General features: G+C 61.2%; 17 protein-coding genes and 1 pseudogene. 5 read left to right on the top strand and 13 right to left on the bottom strand.

All coding sequences use genetic code 11. From position 1 onward, the window contains the following. Window positions 1–114: 114 nt before the first annotated feature. Both BMH52_RS23220 and BMH52_RS23215 read left to right on the top strand, forming a co-directional pair. Complete coding sequence (locus tag BMH52_RS23220; RefSeq protein ID WP_019817827.1) at window positions 115–1,365, top strand: OprD family porin; 1,251 nt, start codon at window positions 115–117, stop codon at window positions 1,363–1,365. 82 nt (window positions 1,366–1,447) lie between these two features. Further along, on the top strand, window positions 1,448–2,347 hold the full coding sequence (locus BMH52_RS23215; protein ID WP_072434327.1) for a polysaccharide deacetylase family protein: 900 nt from the start codon (window positions 1,448–1,450) through the stop codon (window positions 2,345–2,347). Window positions 2,348–2,475: 128 nt separating this feature from the next. On the opposite strand, the gene pcaC is transcribed toward BMH52_RS23215, so the two are convergent. The 11 genes and pseudogenes from pcaC to pcaR form a co-directional block, all read right to left on the bottom strand. Next, complete coding sequence (gene pcaC / locus BMH52_RS23210; protein WP_072434326.1) at window positions 2,476–2,874, bottom strand: 4-carboxymuconolactone decarboxylase; 399 nt, start codon at window positions 2,872–2,874, stop codon at window positions 2,476–2,478. 10 nt (window positions 2,875–2,884) lie between these two features. Further along, on the bottom strand, window positions 2,885–3,676 hold the full coding sequence (pcaD, locus tag BMH52_RS23205; protein ID WP_060767160.1) for a 3-oxoadipate enol-lactonase: 792 nt from the start codon (window positions 3,674–3,676) through the stop codon (window positions 2,885–2,887). A 10-nt stretch (window positions 3,677–3,686) separates the two neighbouring features. Continuing rightward, a complete protein-coding gene (locus BMH52_RS23200; protein WP_072434325.1) occupies window positions 3,687–5,051 on the bottom strand; it encodes a 3-carboxy-cis,cis-muconate cycloisomerase in 1,365 nt (454 codons plus the stop codon). 10 nt (window positions 5,052–5,061) lie between these two features. Next, complete coding sequence (locus BMH52_RS23195) at window positions 5,062–6,357, bottom strand: MFS family transporter (RefSeq protein WP_014717296.1); 1,296 nt, start codon at window positions 6,355–6,357, stop codon at window positions 5,062–5,064. Between the two features lie 217 nt (window positions 6,358–6,574). Next, window positions 6,575–7,141: a protocatechuate 3,4-dioxygenase subunit alpha gene (gene pcaG / locus BMH52_RS23190; protein WP_014717295.1), complete on the bottom strand. Its 567-nt coding sequence runs from the start codon at window positions 7,139–7,141 to the stop codon at window positions 6,575–6,577. Between the two features lies 1 nt (window position 7,142). Beyond that, window positions 7,143–7,837: pseudogene (gene pcaH / locus BMH52_RS23185) on the bottom strand (protocatechuate 3,4-dioxygenase subunit beta). A 21-nt stretch (window positions 7,838–7,858) separates the two neighbouring features. Beyond that, window positions 7,859–9,061, bottom strand: coding sequence for a 3-oxoadipyl-CoA thiolase (gene pcaF / locus BMH52_RS23180; protein WP_173877531.1), 1,203 nt, complete (start codon window positions 9,059–9,061; stop codon window positions 7,859–7,861). Continuing rightward, window positions 9,058–9,837, bottom strand: a complete 780-nt coding sequence (locus BMH52_RS23175; protein ID WP_072434322.1) for a CoA-transferase subunit beta — start codon at window positions 9,835–9,837, stop codon at window positions 9,058–9,060. The genes pcaF and BMH52_RS23175 overlap by 4 nt, the downstream gene beginning before the upstream one ends. Next, window positions 9,837–10,520: a CoA transferase subunit A gene (locus BMH52_RS23170; protein ID WP_073845168.1), complete on the bottom strand. Its 684-nt coding sequence runs from the start codon at window positions 10,518–10,520 to the stop codon at window positions 9,837–9,839. The genes BMH52_RS23175 and BMH52_RS23170 overlap by 1 nt, the downstream gene beginning before the upstream one ends. A gap of 225 nt (window positions 10,521–10,745) precedes the next feature. Continuing rightward, on the bottom strand, window positions 10,746–12,086 hold the full coding sequence (locus BMH52_RS23165) for an MFS transporter (protein WP_019817834.1): 1,341 nt from the start codon (window positions 12,084–12,086) through the stop codon (window positions 10,746–10,748). Between the two features lie 145 nt (window positions 12,087–12,231). After that, on the bottom strand, window positions 12,232–13,074 hold the full coding sequence (gene pcaR / locus BMH52_RS23160) for a pca regulon transcriptional regulator PcaR (RefSeq protein WP_020300991.1): 843 nt from the start codon (window positions 13,072–13,074) through the stop codon (window positions 12,232–12,234). A 541-nt stretch (window positions 13,075–13,615) separates the two neighbouring features. Between pcaR and BMH52_RS23155 the strand changes: the two genes are divergently transcribed. Together BMH52_RS23155 and BMH52_RS23150 are read left to right on the top strand one after the other, a co-directional pair. Further along, window positions 13,616–13,816: a hypothetical protein gene (locus BMH52_RS23155; RefSeq protein WP_003189295.1), complete on the top strand. Its 201-nt coding sequence runs from the start codon at window positions 13,616–13,618 to the stop codon at window positions 13,814–13,816. 332 nt (window positions 13,817–14,148) lie between these two features. Then, window positions 14,149–15,624: an inorganic phosphate transporter gene (locus BMH52_RS23150; protein ID WP_003189291.1), complete on the top strand. Its 1,476-nt coding sequence runs from the start codon at window positions 14,149–14,151 to the stop codon at window positions 15,622–15,624. A 251-nt stretch (window positions 15,625–15,875) separates the two neighbouring features. Here the strand turns inward: BMH52_RS23150 and ccoM are convergent, their stop codons facing one another. Then, window positions 15,876–15,992, bottom strand: a complete 117-nt coding sequence (gene ccoM, locus BMH52_RS29845; RefSeq protein WP_019817835.1) for a cytochrome c oxidase subunit CcoM — start codon at window positions 15,990–15,992, stop codon at window positions 15,876–15,878. Window positions 15,993–16,135: 143 nt separating this feature from the next. After that, a complete protein-coding gene (locus BMH52_RS29340; RefSeq protein ID WP_005785860.1) occupies window positions 16,136–16,297 on the bottom strand; it encodes a hypothetical protein in 162 nt (53 codons plus the stop codon). A gap of 133 nt (window positions 16,298–16,430) precedes the next feature. Here BMH52_RS29340 and BMH52_RS23145 point away from each other — a divergent pair, with 133 nt between their 5' ends. Further along, a complete protein-coding gene (locus tag BMH52_RS23145; RefSeq protein ID WP_073845166.1) occupies window positions 16,431–17,303 on the top strand; it encodes a LysR substrate-binding domain-containing protein in 873 nt (290 codons plus the stop codon). Window positions 17,304–17,342: the final 39 nt, after the last annotated feature.

The raw sequence follows: 17,342 nt of genomic DNA, 5'->3' as shown, positions 1-17,342 counted from the left end.
ACAACTTGCGTTCGATCATCGCCCACAACCCACCTTCCCCTACTTTCATCGCCCCCGCACCGCCGCGCACCATGGCCGCCACCTGCATAAACCCAATAACAACAGGTTCACACCATGAGCACTTTCCAACCGCGCCAGCTGTTGCTGGCGGCTGCTGTCGCCAGTTCTGCCCTGCCCGTTCTCGCCCAGGATCACGGCTTTCTCGAAGACGCCAGCGCCAACCTCAACCTGCGTAATTTCTTCTTCAACCGCAACTACACCAACCCGACCAAGGCTCAGGGTGGCGCGCAGGAGTGGACGCAAAGTTTCATTCTCGACGCCAAGTCCGGGTTCACCCAAGGCACAGTCGGTTTTGGTGTGGATGTGCTGGGCTTGTACTCGCTCAAGCTCGATGGCGGGCGTGGCACAGGCGGCACGCAGTTGCTGCCGCTGGACCATGACGGCCGGCCAGCCGATGAGTTTGGCCGGCTGGGCGTGGCATTCAAGGCGCGCTTTTCCAAGACCGAGCTGAAGGTGGGCGAATGGATGCCGGTGCTGCCGATCCTGCGTTCCGACGATGGCCGCTCCCTGCCACAGACCCTGCGTGGCGGGCAGATCACCTCGAAGGAAATCGACGGCCTGACCCTCTATGGCGGCCAATTCCGCGCCAATAGCCCGCGGGACGACGGCAGCATGAGCGACATGTCGATGTTCGGCAAAACCGCCTTCACCTCCGACCGTTTCAACTTCCAGGGCGCCGAATACGCGTTCAACGACAAACGCACCCAAGTCGGCGTGTGGAATGCCCAGCTCAAGGACATCTACAGCCAGCAGTTCGTCAATCTGATCCACAGCCAGCCTGTGGGCGACTGGACCCTGGGCGCCAACCTGGGCTTCTTTTACGGTAAGGACGACGGCAGCGCCCGCGCCGGCGACCTGGACAACAAAACCTGGTCCGGTTTGTTCTCGGCCAGGTACGGTGGCAACACCTTCTACGTCGGCCTGCAAAAACTCACCGGCGACAGTGCCTGGATGCGCGTCAACGGCACCAGCGGCGGCACCCTGGCCAACGACAGCTACAACTCCAGCTATGACAACGCACAGGAAAAATCCTGGCAGGTTCGCCACGACTACAACTTCGCCGCCCTCGGTGTACCAGGCCTGACCCTGATGAACCGCTATATCAGCGGCAGCAACGTGCACACCGGCACCATCACCGACGGCAAGGAGTGGGGCCGCGAGACCGAAGTAGGCTATACGGTGCAAAGCGGCACGCTGAAAAACCTCAACGTGCGCTGGCGCAATTCGAGTATGCGCAGGGACTACAGCAACAACGAGTTCGATGAGAACCGGTTGATCGTCAGCTATCCGATCAGTCTGCTGTAAACCGGCATAGCACTTACTGTATGGTGCGCGCCTGCCGCTGCTGATCCCCCCAGCAGCGGCCTTTACTCGGGCCCTGCACGGCATGAAATCCTTCGCTACAGCAATCGCTTTGTTTGCCCTGGTCTTGAGCCTGGGGGGCTGTATCAGCGCACCCATCGCCCTGACACCACAGACCGAACAACGCCTGCTGGCCCAGGCGCCGATCCGCTTTTTGCTGACCTTCGACGATGGCCCAAGCGCCTCGGGCTACAACAATCCGAGCCGTTCGGTAGTGGCGGACCTGGCCAACAACCCGGTGCTGCCGGGGATCAAGGCGGTGTTCTTCCTGCAGACCGAAGCCGCTCGCGCAGGCGGCAGTTCCCGAGGCCGCAAGACCATGGAACGAGAATTCGCCGCTGGCCATGTCCTGGCCTTCCACACGGCCACCGCGTTTCACACCAATCATCGCTGGCTGAACGACGCCACCCTGGAACACACCCTTACCGAAGGCGCCGCAGACATTGCCGCCATCACGGGCGCGCCCCCCGTGCTGGTACGCCCGCCATTCTGGAACTACGACAAGCGCACCTTCGCCGCCTACCAACGCCACGGCATGCAGGTACTGTTGACGGATTTGAGCGCCAATGACGGCAAGATCTGGGGCTTCAACGCCAGCCCGCGTCGGCGGGCCAACCTGTATCGGCAACTGTCGGTGGTACGCGAACGCATCGCCTTAGGTGAACTACCGACAGTGGAGGGTGTGATCCCGGTAGTGGTGACCTTTCATGACATCAACCGCTACACCGCGCGGCATATGCAGGAGTACTTGCAGATTCTGATGGACAGCGCACGGGTCAACGGTTTGAAGACCGCGGCCGAGCCGTTCTATACCGACCACGCCGCGCTGGAACGCGCAGCGCTGGCCCGGACGGTCAAGGCTGTGAACGAGCCGGTGCACCTGCCTGGGGTGTGGAATTGGCTGTGGGATGCTGATTCCCACTAATACCTTAAACCTGTGACGATCCCCTGTGGGAGCTGGCTTGCCTGCGATGCAGACAACACGGTCCCCAGTCAGACCTCGTCGCTGCAATCGCAGGCAAGCCAGCTCCCACAGGTGATCGCCTTTCACATTCAGTCTTGTTGGCGAGACTCCACACCCAACTCATCCCACACCGACTCCGCCAGGTGAAACGTCGCATTCGCTGCCGGGATCCCGCAGTAGATCGCACTCTGCATCAGCACTTCCTTGATCTCGGCGCGGGTTACGCCATTGCTGGCGGCGGCACGCAGGTGCAGCTTCAGTTCTTCACTGCGGTTCATGCCGATCAGCATCGCGATGGTGATCAGGCTGCGGGTATGCCGAGGCAGGCCGGGACGGGTCCAGATGTCACCCCAGGCGTGGCGGGTGATCATTTCCTGGAACTCGCTGTTGAACTCGGTCAGGGCATTGAGGCTGCGGTCGACATGGGCATTGCCCAGTACTTCGCGGCGCACCTGCAGGCCCTCGGCGTAACGTTGTTTCTCGTCCACAAATAGCTCCTCAGCGGGCCAGCAGAAATTCGATCACCCGGTCGCTGAACGCAGCACCGGCCTGAACGTTGGACAAGTGCGCTGCATAGAACTCGGCGTACTCGGCGCCCTGCACATGGCTCTGGATAAAGTGGCCGCCGGCTGGCGGCGTTACCGCGTCTTCGGTGCCGGCAATCACCAGGGTCGGCACCTTGATCGAGGACAATTGCTCACGAAAATCCGCATCGCGCACGGCGCCGCAGTTGGCGGCATACCCCTCGGGCGAAGTGGCTGCGAGCATATCGGTGATCTGCTTGGCCTGGTGCGGGTTGGCAGCGGCGAAATCTGCGGTGAACCAGCGCGCAATGGACGCATCGCGCAGCGCCACCATCGCGGCGGCGCCATCACGCAGGACCATTTCGATACGCGGGTTCCACACCTCGGGCGTGCCGATCTTGGCCGCGGTATTACACACCACCAGGCGTTGCAGGCGCTCGCCGGCATGAATGCCCAGCCATTGGCCGATCAAGCCGCCCATAGACAATCCGCAAAAATGCGCCTTCTGGATATCCAGCGCATCCAGCAGTGCGAGCACGTCTGCCCCCAGTTGCTCGATGCTGTAAGGCCCCTCGGTCACCAGGGATTGGCCGTGGCCACGGGTGTCGAAACGCAGCACACGAAAATGCTCGGTAAAGGCCGGAATCTGGATATCCCACATATGCAGGTCGGTACCCAGGGAATTGGACAGCACCAGTACCGGTGCGTCGGCGGGCCCCTCGAGTTGGTAATGCAGTTCGCCCTCGGCGAGTTGTACAAAAGCCACAGCGGTCTCCTCAGGCAGTCAAAGCAAAATGTTCGGTCACCGCACGCGTGACCCAGGTAGACGCCTGGCCCAGGTAATGGGCCGGGTCGAGCAGGCGGTCCAATTCAGCCGCCGACAGCTCGGCGGTGACGTGCGGCTCATCCGCCAGTACCGCGCGCAAATGGCGCTGCTCGGCGACCGCACGTTTGCAGCACTGCTCCAGCAGATGGTGCGCAGTGTCGCGGCCCAAGCGTTGGGCGAGCACGATACTCACCGCTTCGGCCAGTACCAGGCCCTGAGTCAGGTCGAGGTTGTGTGCCATACGTTCGGCATTCACCTCCAGCCCTTCACTGACCAGAATTGCCTGGTGCAAGGCACCGGACACCAAGCGGCAAATCTCTGGCAAGGTTTCCCATTCGGCGTGCCACAAGCCCAGGCTGCGTTCGTGCTCTTGAGGCATGGCGCTGAACATCGTTGCCACCAGGCCTGGTACGCGGGTGGCCGCGCTGATCAGCACTGCGGCGCCCACCGGGTTACGCTTGTGCGGCATGGTGGACGAACCGCCCTTGCCCGGCGCCGAAGGCTCGAACACCTCGGCCGCTTCGGTCTGCATCAACAGGCTGATATCGCGGCCCAACTTGCCGAGGCTACCGGCGATCAGGCCAAGCAGGCTGGCAAACTCCACCAGGCGGTCACGCTGGGTGTGCCAGGGTTGTTCCGGCAAACCCAGTTGCAACTCGGCGGCCAAGGCTTCGGCCACGGGCATGGCGTGTTCGCCCAGCGCTGCCAAGGTGCCCGAGGCGCCGCCAAATTGCAGCACCAGCAGGCGCGGTTTCAATTCGGCCAGGCGCTGGCGACTGCGCGTCACCGCGCCCAGCCAACCGGCGATTTTCATTCCCAGGGTGACCGGCGTCGCCTGCTGCAACCAGGTGCGCCCGGCCAACGGCACGGTGGCGTAACGCTGAGCCTGGGCGGCCAACACCTCCCCCAGGCGAGCCAGGTCGGCCTCGATCAATTCCACCCCACGGCGCAGTTGCAGCACCAGGCCGGTGTCCATCACATCCTGGCTGGTTGCGCCCAGGTGTACATAACGCTCGGCGTCGGCGTCCTCACTGGCGATCAACTTGCCCAACGCCTTCACCAATGGAATCGCAGAGTTGCCCGCCGTGGCAATCGCGCTGCCAAGGGCGTCCACGTCATACAGCGACGCCAGGCACGCCTGGGCAATCGGTGCGACAGCGGCCTGGGGAATCAACCCGACCCGGGCCTGCGCCCGGGCCAGTGCGGCCTCGAAATCCAGCATGCCCTGCAAACGCCCCTGGTCACAGAACACTTCGGCCATGCTGTCAGCGGTGAAATAAGCGTCGAACAGTTGATTGCTCGTGCGCAGCGTCATAACTCATCCCTTACAGATCGTGATGCAGGTACGCCGCCTGTTTCGGCAGGCGCAAGCTGAACAGGAAGGCCACCGCCATCATCGCGGTGACGTACCAATAAAAGGTGTTTTCCATGCCGATGGATTTGAGGCTCAGCGCAACCACTTCTGCCGAACCGCCAAACACCGCGTTAGCCACCGCATACGCCAGGCCCACGCCCAATGCACGCACCTGGGGCGGGAACATCTCCGCTTTGACCAGGCCGCTGATGGAGGTGTAGAAGCTGACAATCGCCAAGGCCAGGGTGATCAGCACAAACGCCAAAAACGGGCTGGTCACGGTTTTCAAGGTCAGCAGGATCGGCACGGTAAACAGCGTGCCAAGGCCGGCAAACCAGAGCATGGAATTACGCCGGCCAATCTTGTCGGCCAACATGCCGAACAACGGCTGCATGCACATGTACAGAAACAGCGCGCCGGTCATGATGTAGCTCGACGTCTTGGCGTGCATGCCCACGGTATTCACCAGGTACTTCTGCATGTAGGTGGTGAAGGTATAGAAAATCAGCGAGCCGCCGGCAGTGTAGCCCAGCACCGTAATGAAGGCTTTGCCGTGGTCGCGAAACAGCGCGACGATACTGCCGGCGTCCTTGTCTTCACGCATTTCCTTGCTGGTGGTTTCTTTCAGGGTGCGACGCAGCAGCAGGGAGATCACGGCGGCTATAGCGCCGATCACAAACGGGATGCGCCAGCCCCAGGCGCGCAGTTCTTCTTCGGTGAGGATCTGTTGCAGGATCACCACCACCAGCACCGCCAGCAACTGGCCGCCGATCAGGGTCACGTACTGGAACGAAGCAAAGAAGCCACGCTGGCCCTTGAGCGCGACTTCACTCATGTAAGTGGCCGTGGTGCCGTATTCGCCGCCCACCGACAAGCCCTGGAACAGCCGCGCCACCAACAGCAACGCTGGCGCCCAGGCACCGATGGCGTTGTAGGTCGGCAGAAAGGCGATGACCAGGGAGCCGCCGCACATCATCAGCACCGAGATCATCATCGAGTTCTTGCGCCCGTGCTTGTCGGCCACCCGGCCAAACAACCAGCCACCGATCGGTCGCATCAGGAACCCGGCGGCAAACACCCCGGCGGTGTTGAGCAACTGCACCGTGGGGTCGTCCGAGGGGAAAAACGCCGGAGCAAAATAAATCGCGCAGAAGGCATAGACGTAGAAGTCGAACCATTCGACCAGGTTGCCGGAGGACGCACCGACAATCGCAAAGATCCTTTTGCTGCGTTCTTCTCCGGTGTAGTGGCTGGTTTTTGTTGTCATGTTTTTTTACTCAGTGGGAACGGTTATAGCCTAGACATACTTTGCAACAACCCTGTTCCGCAAGCAGACTTTTGGATAGGTGGAGCCTGGATGATCGTTCCCACGCTCTGCGTGGGAATGCCGCATGGGACGCTCCGCGTCCTGCCGTTCGCGGGTGACGCGCAGCGTCACGGGATGCATTACCACGCAGAGCGTGGGAACGATCGTTACAGCCAACTCAATAGTCGAAGAACACCGTTTCCTTATCTGTGCCCTGCAAAATCACATTCCACTGATAAACCCCTGCCGCATCCGCCTGGGCAATCAAGGTGCCACGACGCTCTGCCGGCACACACGCCAGCAACGGGTCATCGCCGTTCAAGGCCTCACCGTCAAAATAAATCCGCGTCAGCAAGTGCTTCACCAACCCACGGGCAAACACCAGCACCACCAAATGCGGCGCCTGGGTGGTGCCCTTGAGCCCCGGCACACTGCCCGGCTTGACGGTGGTAAAGCGGAAACGCCCTTCGGCATCCACCGGCACGCGGCCAAAGCCTTCGAAGTTCGGGTCGAGCGCTTTGTCCTGCTCGTCTTCGGGGTGAGCATATTTGCCGGCGGCATTGGCCTGCCAGACTTCCAGCATGGCGTCGTTGACGACATCACCGTTGCCGTCCACCACTTGGCCGCTGATTGCCACGCGTTCGCCGAGGGTGGCAGTGACGGTCAGGTCTTCACGGTTCAGCCAGGTCAGGCCAATGTGGTAATACGGCCCGACGGTGTGGGACGTGGTCGCGTTGAGTGTCATCTCATTTCTCCATCGGCGTGGCGTCGCGGCCGCGCAGGACGATGTCCCAGCGGTAGCCGAGGGCATAGGAAGGAATGGTTTTTTCCAGGTCGAAACTGGCGATCAAGCGTTGCTTGGCGCTGGTGTCCGGCACGCAGTTGTAGATCGGGTCGTATTCCAGCAACGGGTCGCCCGGGAAATACATTTGCGTCACCAGGCGCGTCAGCACGCTGGGGCCGAACAGCGAAAAGTGGATATGCGCCGGGCGCCAGGCGTTGTGGTGGTTGCCCCACGGGTAGGCGCCTGGCTTGATGGTTTGGAACTGGTACCAGCCGTCGGCGTCGGTGACGGTGCGCCCGGTGCCGGTGAAATTCGGGTCCAGGGGTGCATCGTGCAGGTCGCGCTTGTGGTTGTAGCGGCCGGCGGCATTGGCCTGCCAGATGTCCGGCAGGCTGGCAGGCCGTTTTCGTCCAGCACACGGCCATGAATGATGATGCGCTCGCCTTGCGGCTCGCCCTCATGCTGGGCTGTCAGGTCGTTGTCCTTCTCATTGATACGTTCGGCGCCGATGGTCGGGCCCGTGATTTCCGACAAGGAATGGGGCAGGAACACCAAAGGCTGTGAAGGCGAACGCAGGTTCGTCGACTGGTAGGCCGGGTGCAGGTAATCAGGTTGAGTGCCCGCTTGCGGGCGCCGGTAACCGGGCTTGTCACTCATGGAGCAATCCTCTTTTAGTTATCAGACGCGTTCAATCGCCAGGGCCAGGCCTTGGCCGACGCCCACGCACATGGTCGCCAGGCCTTTGCGGCCGCCGGTTTTTTCCAATTGGTGCAGGGCCGTCATCACCAACCGCGCACCACTCATCCCCAAGGGGTGACCGAGGGCAATGGCGCCGCCGTTGGGGTTGACCTGGGGCGCATCGTCAGCGATACCCAGCTCGCGCAGCACCGCCAGGCCTTGGCTGGCGAAGGCTTCGTTGAGTTCGATCACATCAAAGTCGGTGACCGCCAACCCCAGGCGCTCCACCAGTTTGCGCACCGCCGGCACCGGGCCGATGCCCATCACCCGCGGGGCGACACCGGCACTGGCCATGCCCAGCACACGGGCGCGGGCGGTGAGGCCGTGTTGCTTGACGGCCTCGGCGCTGGCGAGGATCAGCGCGGCGGCGCCGTCGTTGACGCCCGAGGCATTGCCGGCAGTGACGGTCTTGTCCGCGCCGTTGACTGGCTTGAGCTTGGCCAGGGCTTCCAACGTGGTGTCCCGTGGGTGTTCATCGTGTTCCACCAGGGTTTCGCCTTTTTTATGGGCGACCCGCACCGGAACGATTTCCTCGGCAAAGAACCCGGCGGCCTGGGCAGCGGCGGTGCGTTGCTGGCTGCGCAGGGCGAAAGCGTCCTGGTCGGCGCGGGAAACCTGATAGTCATCGGCCACGTTATCGGCGGTCTGCGGCATGGCATCCACACCGTACTGGGCCTTCATCAGCGGGTTGATAAAGCGCCAGCCAATGGTGGTGTCTTCCAACTTCATGTTGCGCGAGAACGCCGCGTCGGCCTTGCCCATCACAAACGGAGCGCGGGACATCGATTCGACGCCACCGGCAATCGCCAACTCCATTTCACCGCTGGCAATCGCACGAAAGGCGGTGCCGATGGCATCCATGCCCGAGGCACAGAGGCGGTTGAGGGTCACGCCGGGAATACTTTCCGGCAGCCCCGCCAGTAACAGCGCCATGCGTGCCACATTGCGGTTGTCTTCACCTGCCTGGTTGGCGCAGCCGAGGAAGACTTCGTCTACGGCGCTCCAGTCCACCGACGGGTTACGCTCGATCAACGCCTTGATCGGCAGCGCCGCCAGGTCATCGGCGCGCACCGTGGACAGGCCACCACCGAAACGGCCAATCGGCGTGCGAATGGCATCGCAGATAAATACCTCGCGCATCAGGCTTCTCCCGGTGCTTGGCCATGGGCGGCGGCGGTGCGTGCTTCGAGGTCACGCAGGGCGGTCAGTTCGGTCTCGGTGGGTTCAGCGGTGGTGCTCACCTGGTCGGCAAAGCGAATCGCCCAGCCGGTGGCGGCGACCACTTGCTCGCGGCTCACGCCGGGATGCAGTGCAGTGACCACGAACTCATGGCTGCCCTCCTCCGGCTCCATGATGCACAGGTCGGTAATGATGCCCACCGGGCCGGCGCCGGGCAGGCCCAGACGCTTGCGTGAGTCGCCACCTTCGCCGTGACCGACGGAGGTGATGAAGTCCAGTTTGTCCACAAACGAACGGGACGATTGCTTAAGGATGATCAACACGCTCTTGGCCGAACCGGCGATTTCCGGCGCGCCACCGGCACCCGGCAAACGCACTTTGGGCTGGTGATAATCACCGACCACGGTGGTGTTGATATTGCCGAAACGGTCGACCTGGGCCGCGCCGAGAAAACCGACATCAATGCGCCCGCCCTGCAGCCAGTAGCGAAAGATCTCACCGGTGGGCACCACGGTGTCGGCGGTCTCCGCCAGCTCGCCATCGCCGATGGACAGCGGCAACACGCTGGGCTTGGCCCCAATCGGGCCGGACTCGTAGATCAGCACCACATCCGGCGAGGACGTCAGGCGCGCCAGGTTGGCCGCCTTGGATGGCAGGCCGATGCCGACGAAGCACACCGAGCCGTTCTTGAGGCGGCGTGCGGCGGCGACGGTCATCATTTCATTGGTGGAATAAGCCATTACTTAGCCTCCTGCGCGGCGGCCAGCTTGGCCTGGAATTCACTGAAGTCGGCAGTGCCGTGGATGTATTCGTCGATCCAGGCGGTAAAGGTCCCGCGGTCGCGGGCAATCGGGTCCCACGCCTGGTAGAAGCGGTTATCCCGCTCGTTGTAGCCGTGCGCGTAGGAAGGATGGGCACCACCGGGTACGTGACACACCGCCGTCAGCGCCCAGGTCGGCAGCACGCAGCTGTTCATCGGCGCATTCAGGTCGTCGACGATTTCCTCGACGGTGACGATGCAGCGCTTGGCCGCCAGCGCCGCTTCCTTTTGCACCCCCAGAATGCCCCAGAGCAGCACGTTGCCTTTGCGATCGGCTTTCTGCGCGTGAATCACAGTGATGTCCGGACGCACCGATGGCACCGCCGCCAGCACTTCGCCGGTGAAGGGGCAGGTGACGGTCTTGATCAGCGGGTTGACCTTGGGCCAGTAGGAACTCAACTTGCGCGCACAGCCGGCACCGATCAACTGGTCGTAGATCAGGTCAGGCGTCATGCGCACCAGCGTCAGGTCTTTCTTGCCCTGACGAATGATTTCATGGCCTGCGGCCGTAGGGATCAGGTGGGTGAAGCCTTCGAGGGCGACGGTATCGCCGTCGTTCACGAAGCGCTTGACCGCATCACGCAGGGTGAGGATTTCAGCCATGGGGTTGGGCTCCCGGTGTTGATCGAAAAAGGCGCTGAGGTGGCGCCGAAGTGCTAGAAGATTAAGCCGGGGAAATAGGCCAAACAATCCGATAATCGACTGAGCGTTCGATTATCGAACCGATTGTTGCTTAACTAACCATCGCAAGGAACAGGGTCAATGTGGGAGCTGGATTCAGCACCGCTATCGCAGGCAAGCCAGCTCCCACAGGGGTAGTGATCGGTTTCAGGTCGCATCGGCATGGCTGACCATGCCCTTAATCATTACCGCTGCCGTGGCCAAGGCCGCCGGTATCACCAATGCGGTGAGCACCTGCTCGAAGTTCCAGCCCAGGCCCAGCAAGGTTGCGCCCATCCACGCTCCCAGGATCGCGCCGAAGCGGCCGATGCCGAGCATCCACGACACACCGGTGGCACGGCCTTGGGTGGGGTAGAAACGCGCCGCCAGCGACGGCATCGCCGATTGCGCACCGTTGACGCACATCCCGGCGACCAGCACCAGGGTGGCCAACAACGTGATGTTGCCCAGGCTCTGCCCCACCGCGTAGGCAAACACCCCGGCCAGCAGATAGAACGTGCCGATCACTTTGTGCGGGTTGAACCGGTCCATCGCCCAGCCCACGCCCACCGCGCTCAATACCCCACCAAACTGGAACAGCGCGCCGATGAACGCGGCTTGCTCCATGCTCGCGCCACTGTCGCGCATCAAGGTGGGGAGCCAACTGGTCAGCAGGTAAACGATCACCAGGCCCATGAAGTACGTGAGCCACAACAGCAAGGTGCCAGCGCTGTAGGTGCCCGAGAAGATCACCGCGAACACATTGCGGGCCTTGACGGTTTTTTGCTCCGGTACGCTGAAGTGAGAGGCCTGGGCAACGATGTTTGGCTCGATAGGGGCCAGGGTCTTGCGCACCTTGTCGGCGCCGCGATTGCGCACCACCAGGTAACGCGCCGATTCCGGTAGCCATACCAGCAGCACCCCAGCCAGGATCAACGGCAGGATGCCGCCGATCAGCAACAGGCTGTGCCAGCCGAAGGCCGGGATCAGCTTGGCCGAAATAAACCCACCACCGGCCATGCCGAGGTTGAAGCCACAGAACATGCTGGTCACCAACAAGGATTTATGCCGCTCGGGGGTGTATTCAGACAACAAGGTGGTGGCATTCGGCATGCCGGCGCCCAGGCCCAGGCCGGTGAGAAAGCGCAGCACCAGCAACTGGTCGACAGTGGTGCTGTAGGCCGACGCCAGGCTGAACGCACCAAACACCAACACCGCGCCGACCAGCACGACTTTGCGGCCAAAGCGGTCGGCCAGGGGGCCGGAACCGAGTGCGCCAAACACCATGCCGATCAACGCGGCGCTCATCACCGGGCCGAGGCTGGCGCGGTCGATGCCCCAGTCCTGGGACAGCGCGGGCGCGATAAAGCCCATCGCGGCGGTGTCGAGGCCGTCGAGAAAGACAATCAGGAAACACAGGATCACCACGCGCCACTGATACCGCGAGAGTGGCTGGGTGTTGATAAAGGACTGTACGTCCAGGGTGGTACCGACAGAAGGCTGATTCATTATTTTTATTCCACACCGATGGCGGGCTGACGACCTGGGGTCATCATTCTTATTGGGCAGCTCCTCAGAGCGCTGCCGCACATTAATAAGCCAAGGGAAACACCGTCAATCGAGCCAGCCGGGATCTGTGCGGTCACCGAACAGCTTAGGCAAACAGCTGCGCACTCAGCTCACGGCTGGCGCTGAGCATGCTCGGCAAAAAGCGCTGCTCCAACTCGCTGCGGCTGACCCGCCCGGCATGGGTGCTGATATTAAGCGCGGCCAACACCTGGCCGGACGCGTCATACACCGGCACCGCGATGGAACGCAGGCCCTGCTCCAGTTCCTGGTCGACAATGCACCAGCCCTGCTGACGCACCTGTTGCAGGCATTCCAATAACGCTTGCGGCGTGGTCAGGGTGCGGCTGGTCTTGGTTTGCAGGTCGGCATGGTCGAGATAATCCTGCAGCGAAGCGTCGTCGAGGGCGGCCAGCAGAATGCGGCCCATGGACGTGCAATATGCAGGCAAGCGCCCACCCACCGACAGGTCAACCGAGATCAGACGCTGGGTGGTGGCGGAACGGGCGATATAAAGAATGTCATCGCCTTCCAGGGTGGCCATGTTGCAGGCTTCATGCAGTTGCTCGCTCATGCGGTCCAGGTAAGGCTGGGCCGAAACAGCCAGCGGTGTGGACGACAGATAGGCATGACCGAGGGTCAGTACCTTGGGCAACAGCGAGTAGGTGCGCCCATCCGTGGTGGCGTAGCCGAGCTTGATCAAGGTATGCAGGCAGCGGCGCACGGCGGCGCGGGGAATTTCCGTGCGATGGCTGATCTGGGCGATGGTCAGGTGACGCTTACGCTCCTGGAATGCCTGCACCACGGCCAGGCCACGGGCCAGGGACGTCATGAAATCCGGATCACCGGTGAATGCCTGGATGCGCTTGGCCGGTGAAGCCACGATCGGCGGCGCCACTGATGCAAAGGAGTTGCGCAATTGATCGTTCATTTCAAGGGGCCTTCTCTTGTTATCACCACGGGAGGGTTGGCGGCTATTACAAGCCGTGCCGGTTGCCCTGCACAAGTCAGCGCCGGCAACATTGGGCGATTATCGAACGACCATGCGATTATCGCAATTTGGCCGGCGCTGGCGCACACCTCGCGGCCCTGGTTTCAGATTTGCCTGATGCATCTATAAAGCAGGGGCATTTACACTGCCAGGATGATGACGGTGTTCACAAATACCGACGCCAGCATGTAACAAACCTCTGACACATCGTTGACGCTTTTTAACTTCATGATGATAGTGTTATTCAAATGCGCCGCTATAATGCAACCTGTGCAGAGGTCGGCCCGGTATGTATCGGGAGTGGAGCTCACCGGGCGTTGCGGGTTGTATGCAGGGCCGGACACAAGTATTCGCTTAAAAGAACTGCCCTCAGGCCTATTTACCCATTTGAACGTTTTATTGTTCTATTTGGAATCGCCCGAGCACGACTTTCAGGCATGACGCTGCGCAATCAATAAACTCAACTCAATTAGGTAATACTGTGACGAAAGATGAACTGCGCGCGGAACTTGAGCGCCAGGAGCAACGTTACAAGGATGTCTACGGCGGGGAAGTCACCACCTACGCCGCGCAACCCGAGCCGGAACGCAAGCCATGGCGTAAACGCGCCAGCCTGCTAGACCAGGCATTTGCCCAGGAAATCCAAAAGATCGAGCAGGAGCTCAAGACCGAGGAGCCATAAGCGCTTCGGTTCGAGCCTTAAGGGTCGTGCTGTCTCTGCCGGTGAAGTACTGGCAGAGGGCACCCGCTTTAGCGTCCACTGGTCAGTAACCTACAGCCACCTACGAAATTTCATACAAATGTTTCAGGCATGGCATTTTCATGACTAAAGCCCGCCTTCTGCGGCCTGCGCTTTATAAATCAAAGACTTGCCAAAGCCCCGAAAACCCTGGGATGCGTGCGTCCTGCCGCGTTTTTTTCCAGGAAGATTGTTACCGATGAGCAGCTAATGCATCGATTACTGATGTTTTCTGGCATAATCGCGCCCCCTTACGACCGGGTCAGAAAACCTTCATGATCGATTTATTCAGCGGACTGGATGCTTGGGTTCTAGTGAGCCTGTTGCTCGCCCTGGCCTTTGTCCTCGCCTTCGAGTTCATCAATGGCTTTCATGACACCGCTAACGCGGTGGCCACAGTCATCTATACCAAAGCCATGCCGCCACACCTGGCCGTGTTCTTCTCCGGGGTGTTCAATTTCCTCGGCGTATTGCTCGGTGGTGTCGGTGTCGCCTACGCCATCGTGCACTTGCTGCCGGTGGAGTTGCTGATCAATGTGAACACCGGCCATGGCTTGGCAATGGTCTTCTCATTGTTGGCAGCAGCGATCACCTGGAACCTGGGCACCTGGTACTTCGGTATCCCCGCCTCCAGCTCCCACACCCTGATCGGCTCGATCCTTGGTGTCGGCCTGGCCAACGCGTTGATCAACGACATCCCCCTGGCTGACGGTGTGAACTGGCAGAAGGCCGTGGATATCGGCGCGTCCCTGGTATTCTCGCCGATGGCGGGCTTTCTGGTCGCCGCTCTGGTACTGATCGGTCTGAAGTGGTGGCGTCCGCTGTCGAAGATGCACAAGACCCCGGACCAGCGCCGCAAGCTTGACGACAAAAAGCACCCGCCATTCTGGAACCGCCTCGTCCTGGTGATTTCGGCCATGGCGGTGAGCTTCGTGCACGGCTCCAACGATGGCCAGAAGGGCATCGGCCTGATCATGCTGGTGCTCATCGGTATCGTGCCGGCGCAGTTCGTATTGGACCTGGGCAGCACCACTTACCAGATCGAACGTACCCGCGACGCCACCCTGCACCTGAACCAGTTCTACCAGCGCAACCACGAGACCCTCGGTGAATTCCTGGCCCTGGGCAAAAGCGTGAAGGATGACCTGCCGGGCAAGTTCCGCTGCAACCCGCAGCAGACCGAACCGACGATCAACGCGCTGCTGGGCACCCTCAAGGGCGTCTCGGACTACCACTCGCTGACGGCCGACCACCGCATCGAGGTACGTCGCTACCTGCTTTGCCTGGATGACACCGCGAAAAAGGTCGGCAAGCTGCCAGGCCTGGACTCCCGTGAGAAGTCCGACCTCGACAAGCTGCGCAAAGACCTGACCGCCACCACCGAGTACGCCCCGTTCTGGGTGATCCTCGCGGTCGCACTGGCCCTGGGCCTGGGCACCATGGTGGGCTGGAAGCGCGTGGTGCTGACCATCGGTGAAAAGATCGGCAAGCAAGGCATGACCTATGCCCAGGGCATGTCGGCGCAAATCACCACGGCCACCATGATCGGCTTCGCCAACATCTTCGCCCTGCCAGTGTCCACCACCCACGTCCTGTCTTCTGGCGTGGCAGGCACCATGGTTGCGAACAAAAGCGGCCTGCAAGGTGGCACCGTCAAGACCATCCTGATGGCCTGGGTATTGACCTTGCCAGCGACCGTAGGCCTCTCGGCCGGGTTGTTCTGGCTGGCGTCCAAGGCTTTGGGCAACTGATAGCCAGCCGGCAATAAAAAAGGTGCGATCCGCGAGGGTCGCACCTTTTTTTATGATCGTTCCCACGCTCTGCGTGGGAATGCCGCCACGGACGCTCCGCGTCCCACTGGCGCACGGGTGACGCGGAGCGTCACGGGATGCGTTCCCACGCGGAGCGTGGGAACGATCAAAAACTGCGGTGCGTTTTGCCAAAAAAAAGGGCGACCGAAGTCGCCCAAAATGCCTTGCGTGCTCATGTAACCCGGAAAGACTTAAGGTTTTTTACGCTTGTTCGCGTCTTTCCAGATAAAAAATCCAAACCCTACAAAAAACAGCACCATGAGGCTAACAGTCAGCACTCCGGCAAAAACCACATTATCGAAAAACATGACCGGCCTCCTGCACTTGCCCTGTTGCGATAGGGCTAAGTTAATAGAGAAGGCACAGTGGGAAATTGACCAGGATCAATGTCGCCCACAACGGGGCGTAAAGAAAGGGAATAACTGACCTGCATCAATAGAGGCAGGACGTTTCAACGTTTTTTCGGCTTGTTCTTCGACTTCTTCTTGGGCTTGCCCAAGGGCATGGCTTGCTCAAAGGCTTGGCGCACTTCATTCAGGCGCTTGTCATTAAGGTCGTGAACGCGCTTGGCACGTTCGGCGTTCAGGTCGATCAGCTTGTCGTCATCACTCATGGCTTGGCTTACGTCGTGGCGAGAATGCCTCAATAATGCGGCCTGCCCCGCCCGACGGCAATTAAGCGGGCGACAAAATGCAGGCCATCGACCAAAATCGGCACTTTCTACCCTGCCCAGGAGGTGCATCCAGGTGGCCTTGCACAACGACCTTCCACCGCTGCTGGCCTTGCGCGCCTTCGAGGCCGTGGCACGGCACTTGAGTTTTATCAAGGCGGCTGACGAGTTGTCGGTGACCCAAAGTGCGCTGAGCCACCAGGTACATAAGCTCGAACACCACTTGGGCAAGCCGCTGTTTATCCGGCGAACCCGTGCGATTGACCTGACGCTGGCCGGGCAAGATTACTACACGCAAATACGCCCTGCCCTGGACGCCATCGCCGCTGCAACACGCAGCCAGCGGGAAGCGCCGTGCGCCAGTGTGTTGCGTATCGGCTTGCTGGCGTCCTTTGCCACGCTGTGGCTGGCGCCGCGCCTGGCCGAGTTTCTACAGCGCCACCCGCATATCCAGGTGGAATTGCTGCCCGCGATTCAATTGGCCAACGTCGCCACGGCCGAAGTTGACTTGGCCATCCGCTACGGCAAGGGCGACTGGCCCGACGTGCTCGCCACACGCCTGATGACCGAAACCCTGTCACCGGTATGCAGCCCGGCGTTCAAGGCCAGGCAGGTCGCCACAGGCCCGTTGTTGATGGCGACCTCGCACCGCCCTTTCGAGTGGACCGATTGGTCCGCCCATTACCAGATCAACCTCGATCATCACCCCCGCGTGATGTTGCATGACTACAACATCGTGGTCGAAGCGAGCGTGGCCGGCCAGGGTATCGCCATGGGCCGCCATCGCCTGATTGAACGCAGGCTCCACGACGGCAGCCTGGTGGAGGCCTTTGACAGGCCGCCCTATCACAGCGACATCGGCTATTGGCTGATCGCCCCTCAGGGTCCGCTCAGTGAGGCGGCTGAATGCTTCAGTCAGTGGTTGAAGCAAGCGTGCGCCGACGCGTGAGTTTTTTAGATACGTCGGTTGAGATCTATCCGTTTGTCG

The organism is Pseudomonas sp. BTN1 (assembly GCF_001907715.1).
In the GTDB taxonomy this organism is placed as follows: domain Bacteria; phylum Pseudomonadota; class Gammaproteobacteria; order Pseudomonadales; family Pseudomonadaceae; genus Aquipseudomonas; species Aquipseudomonas paracarnis.
This window is presented reverse-complemented; position numbering and strand designations above follow the sequence as displayed.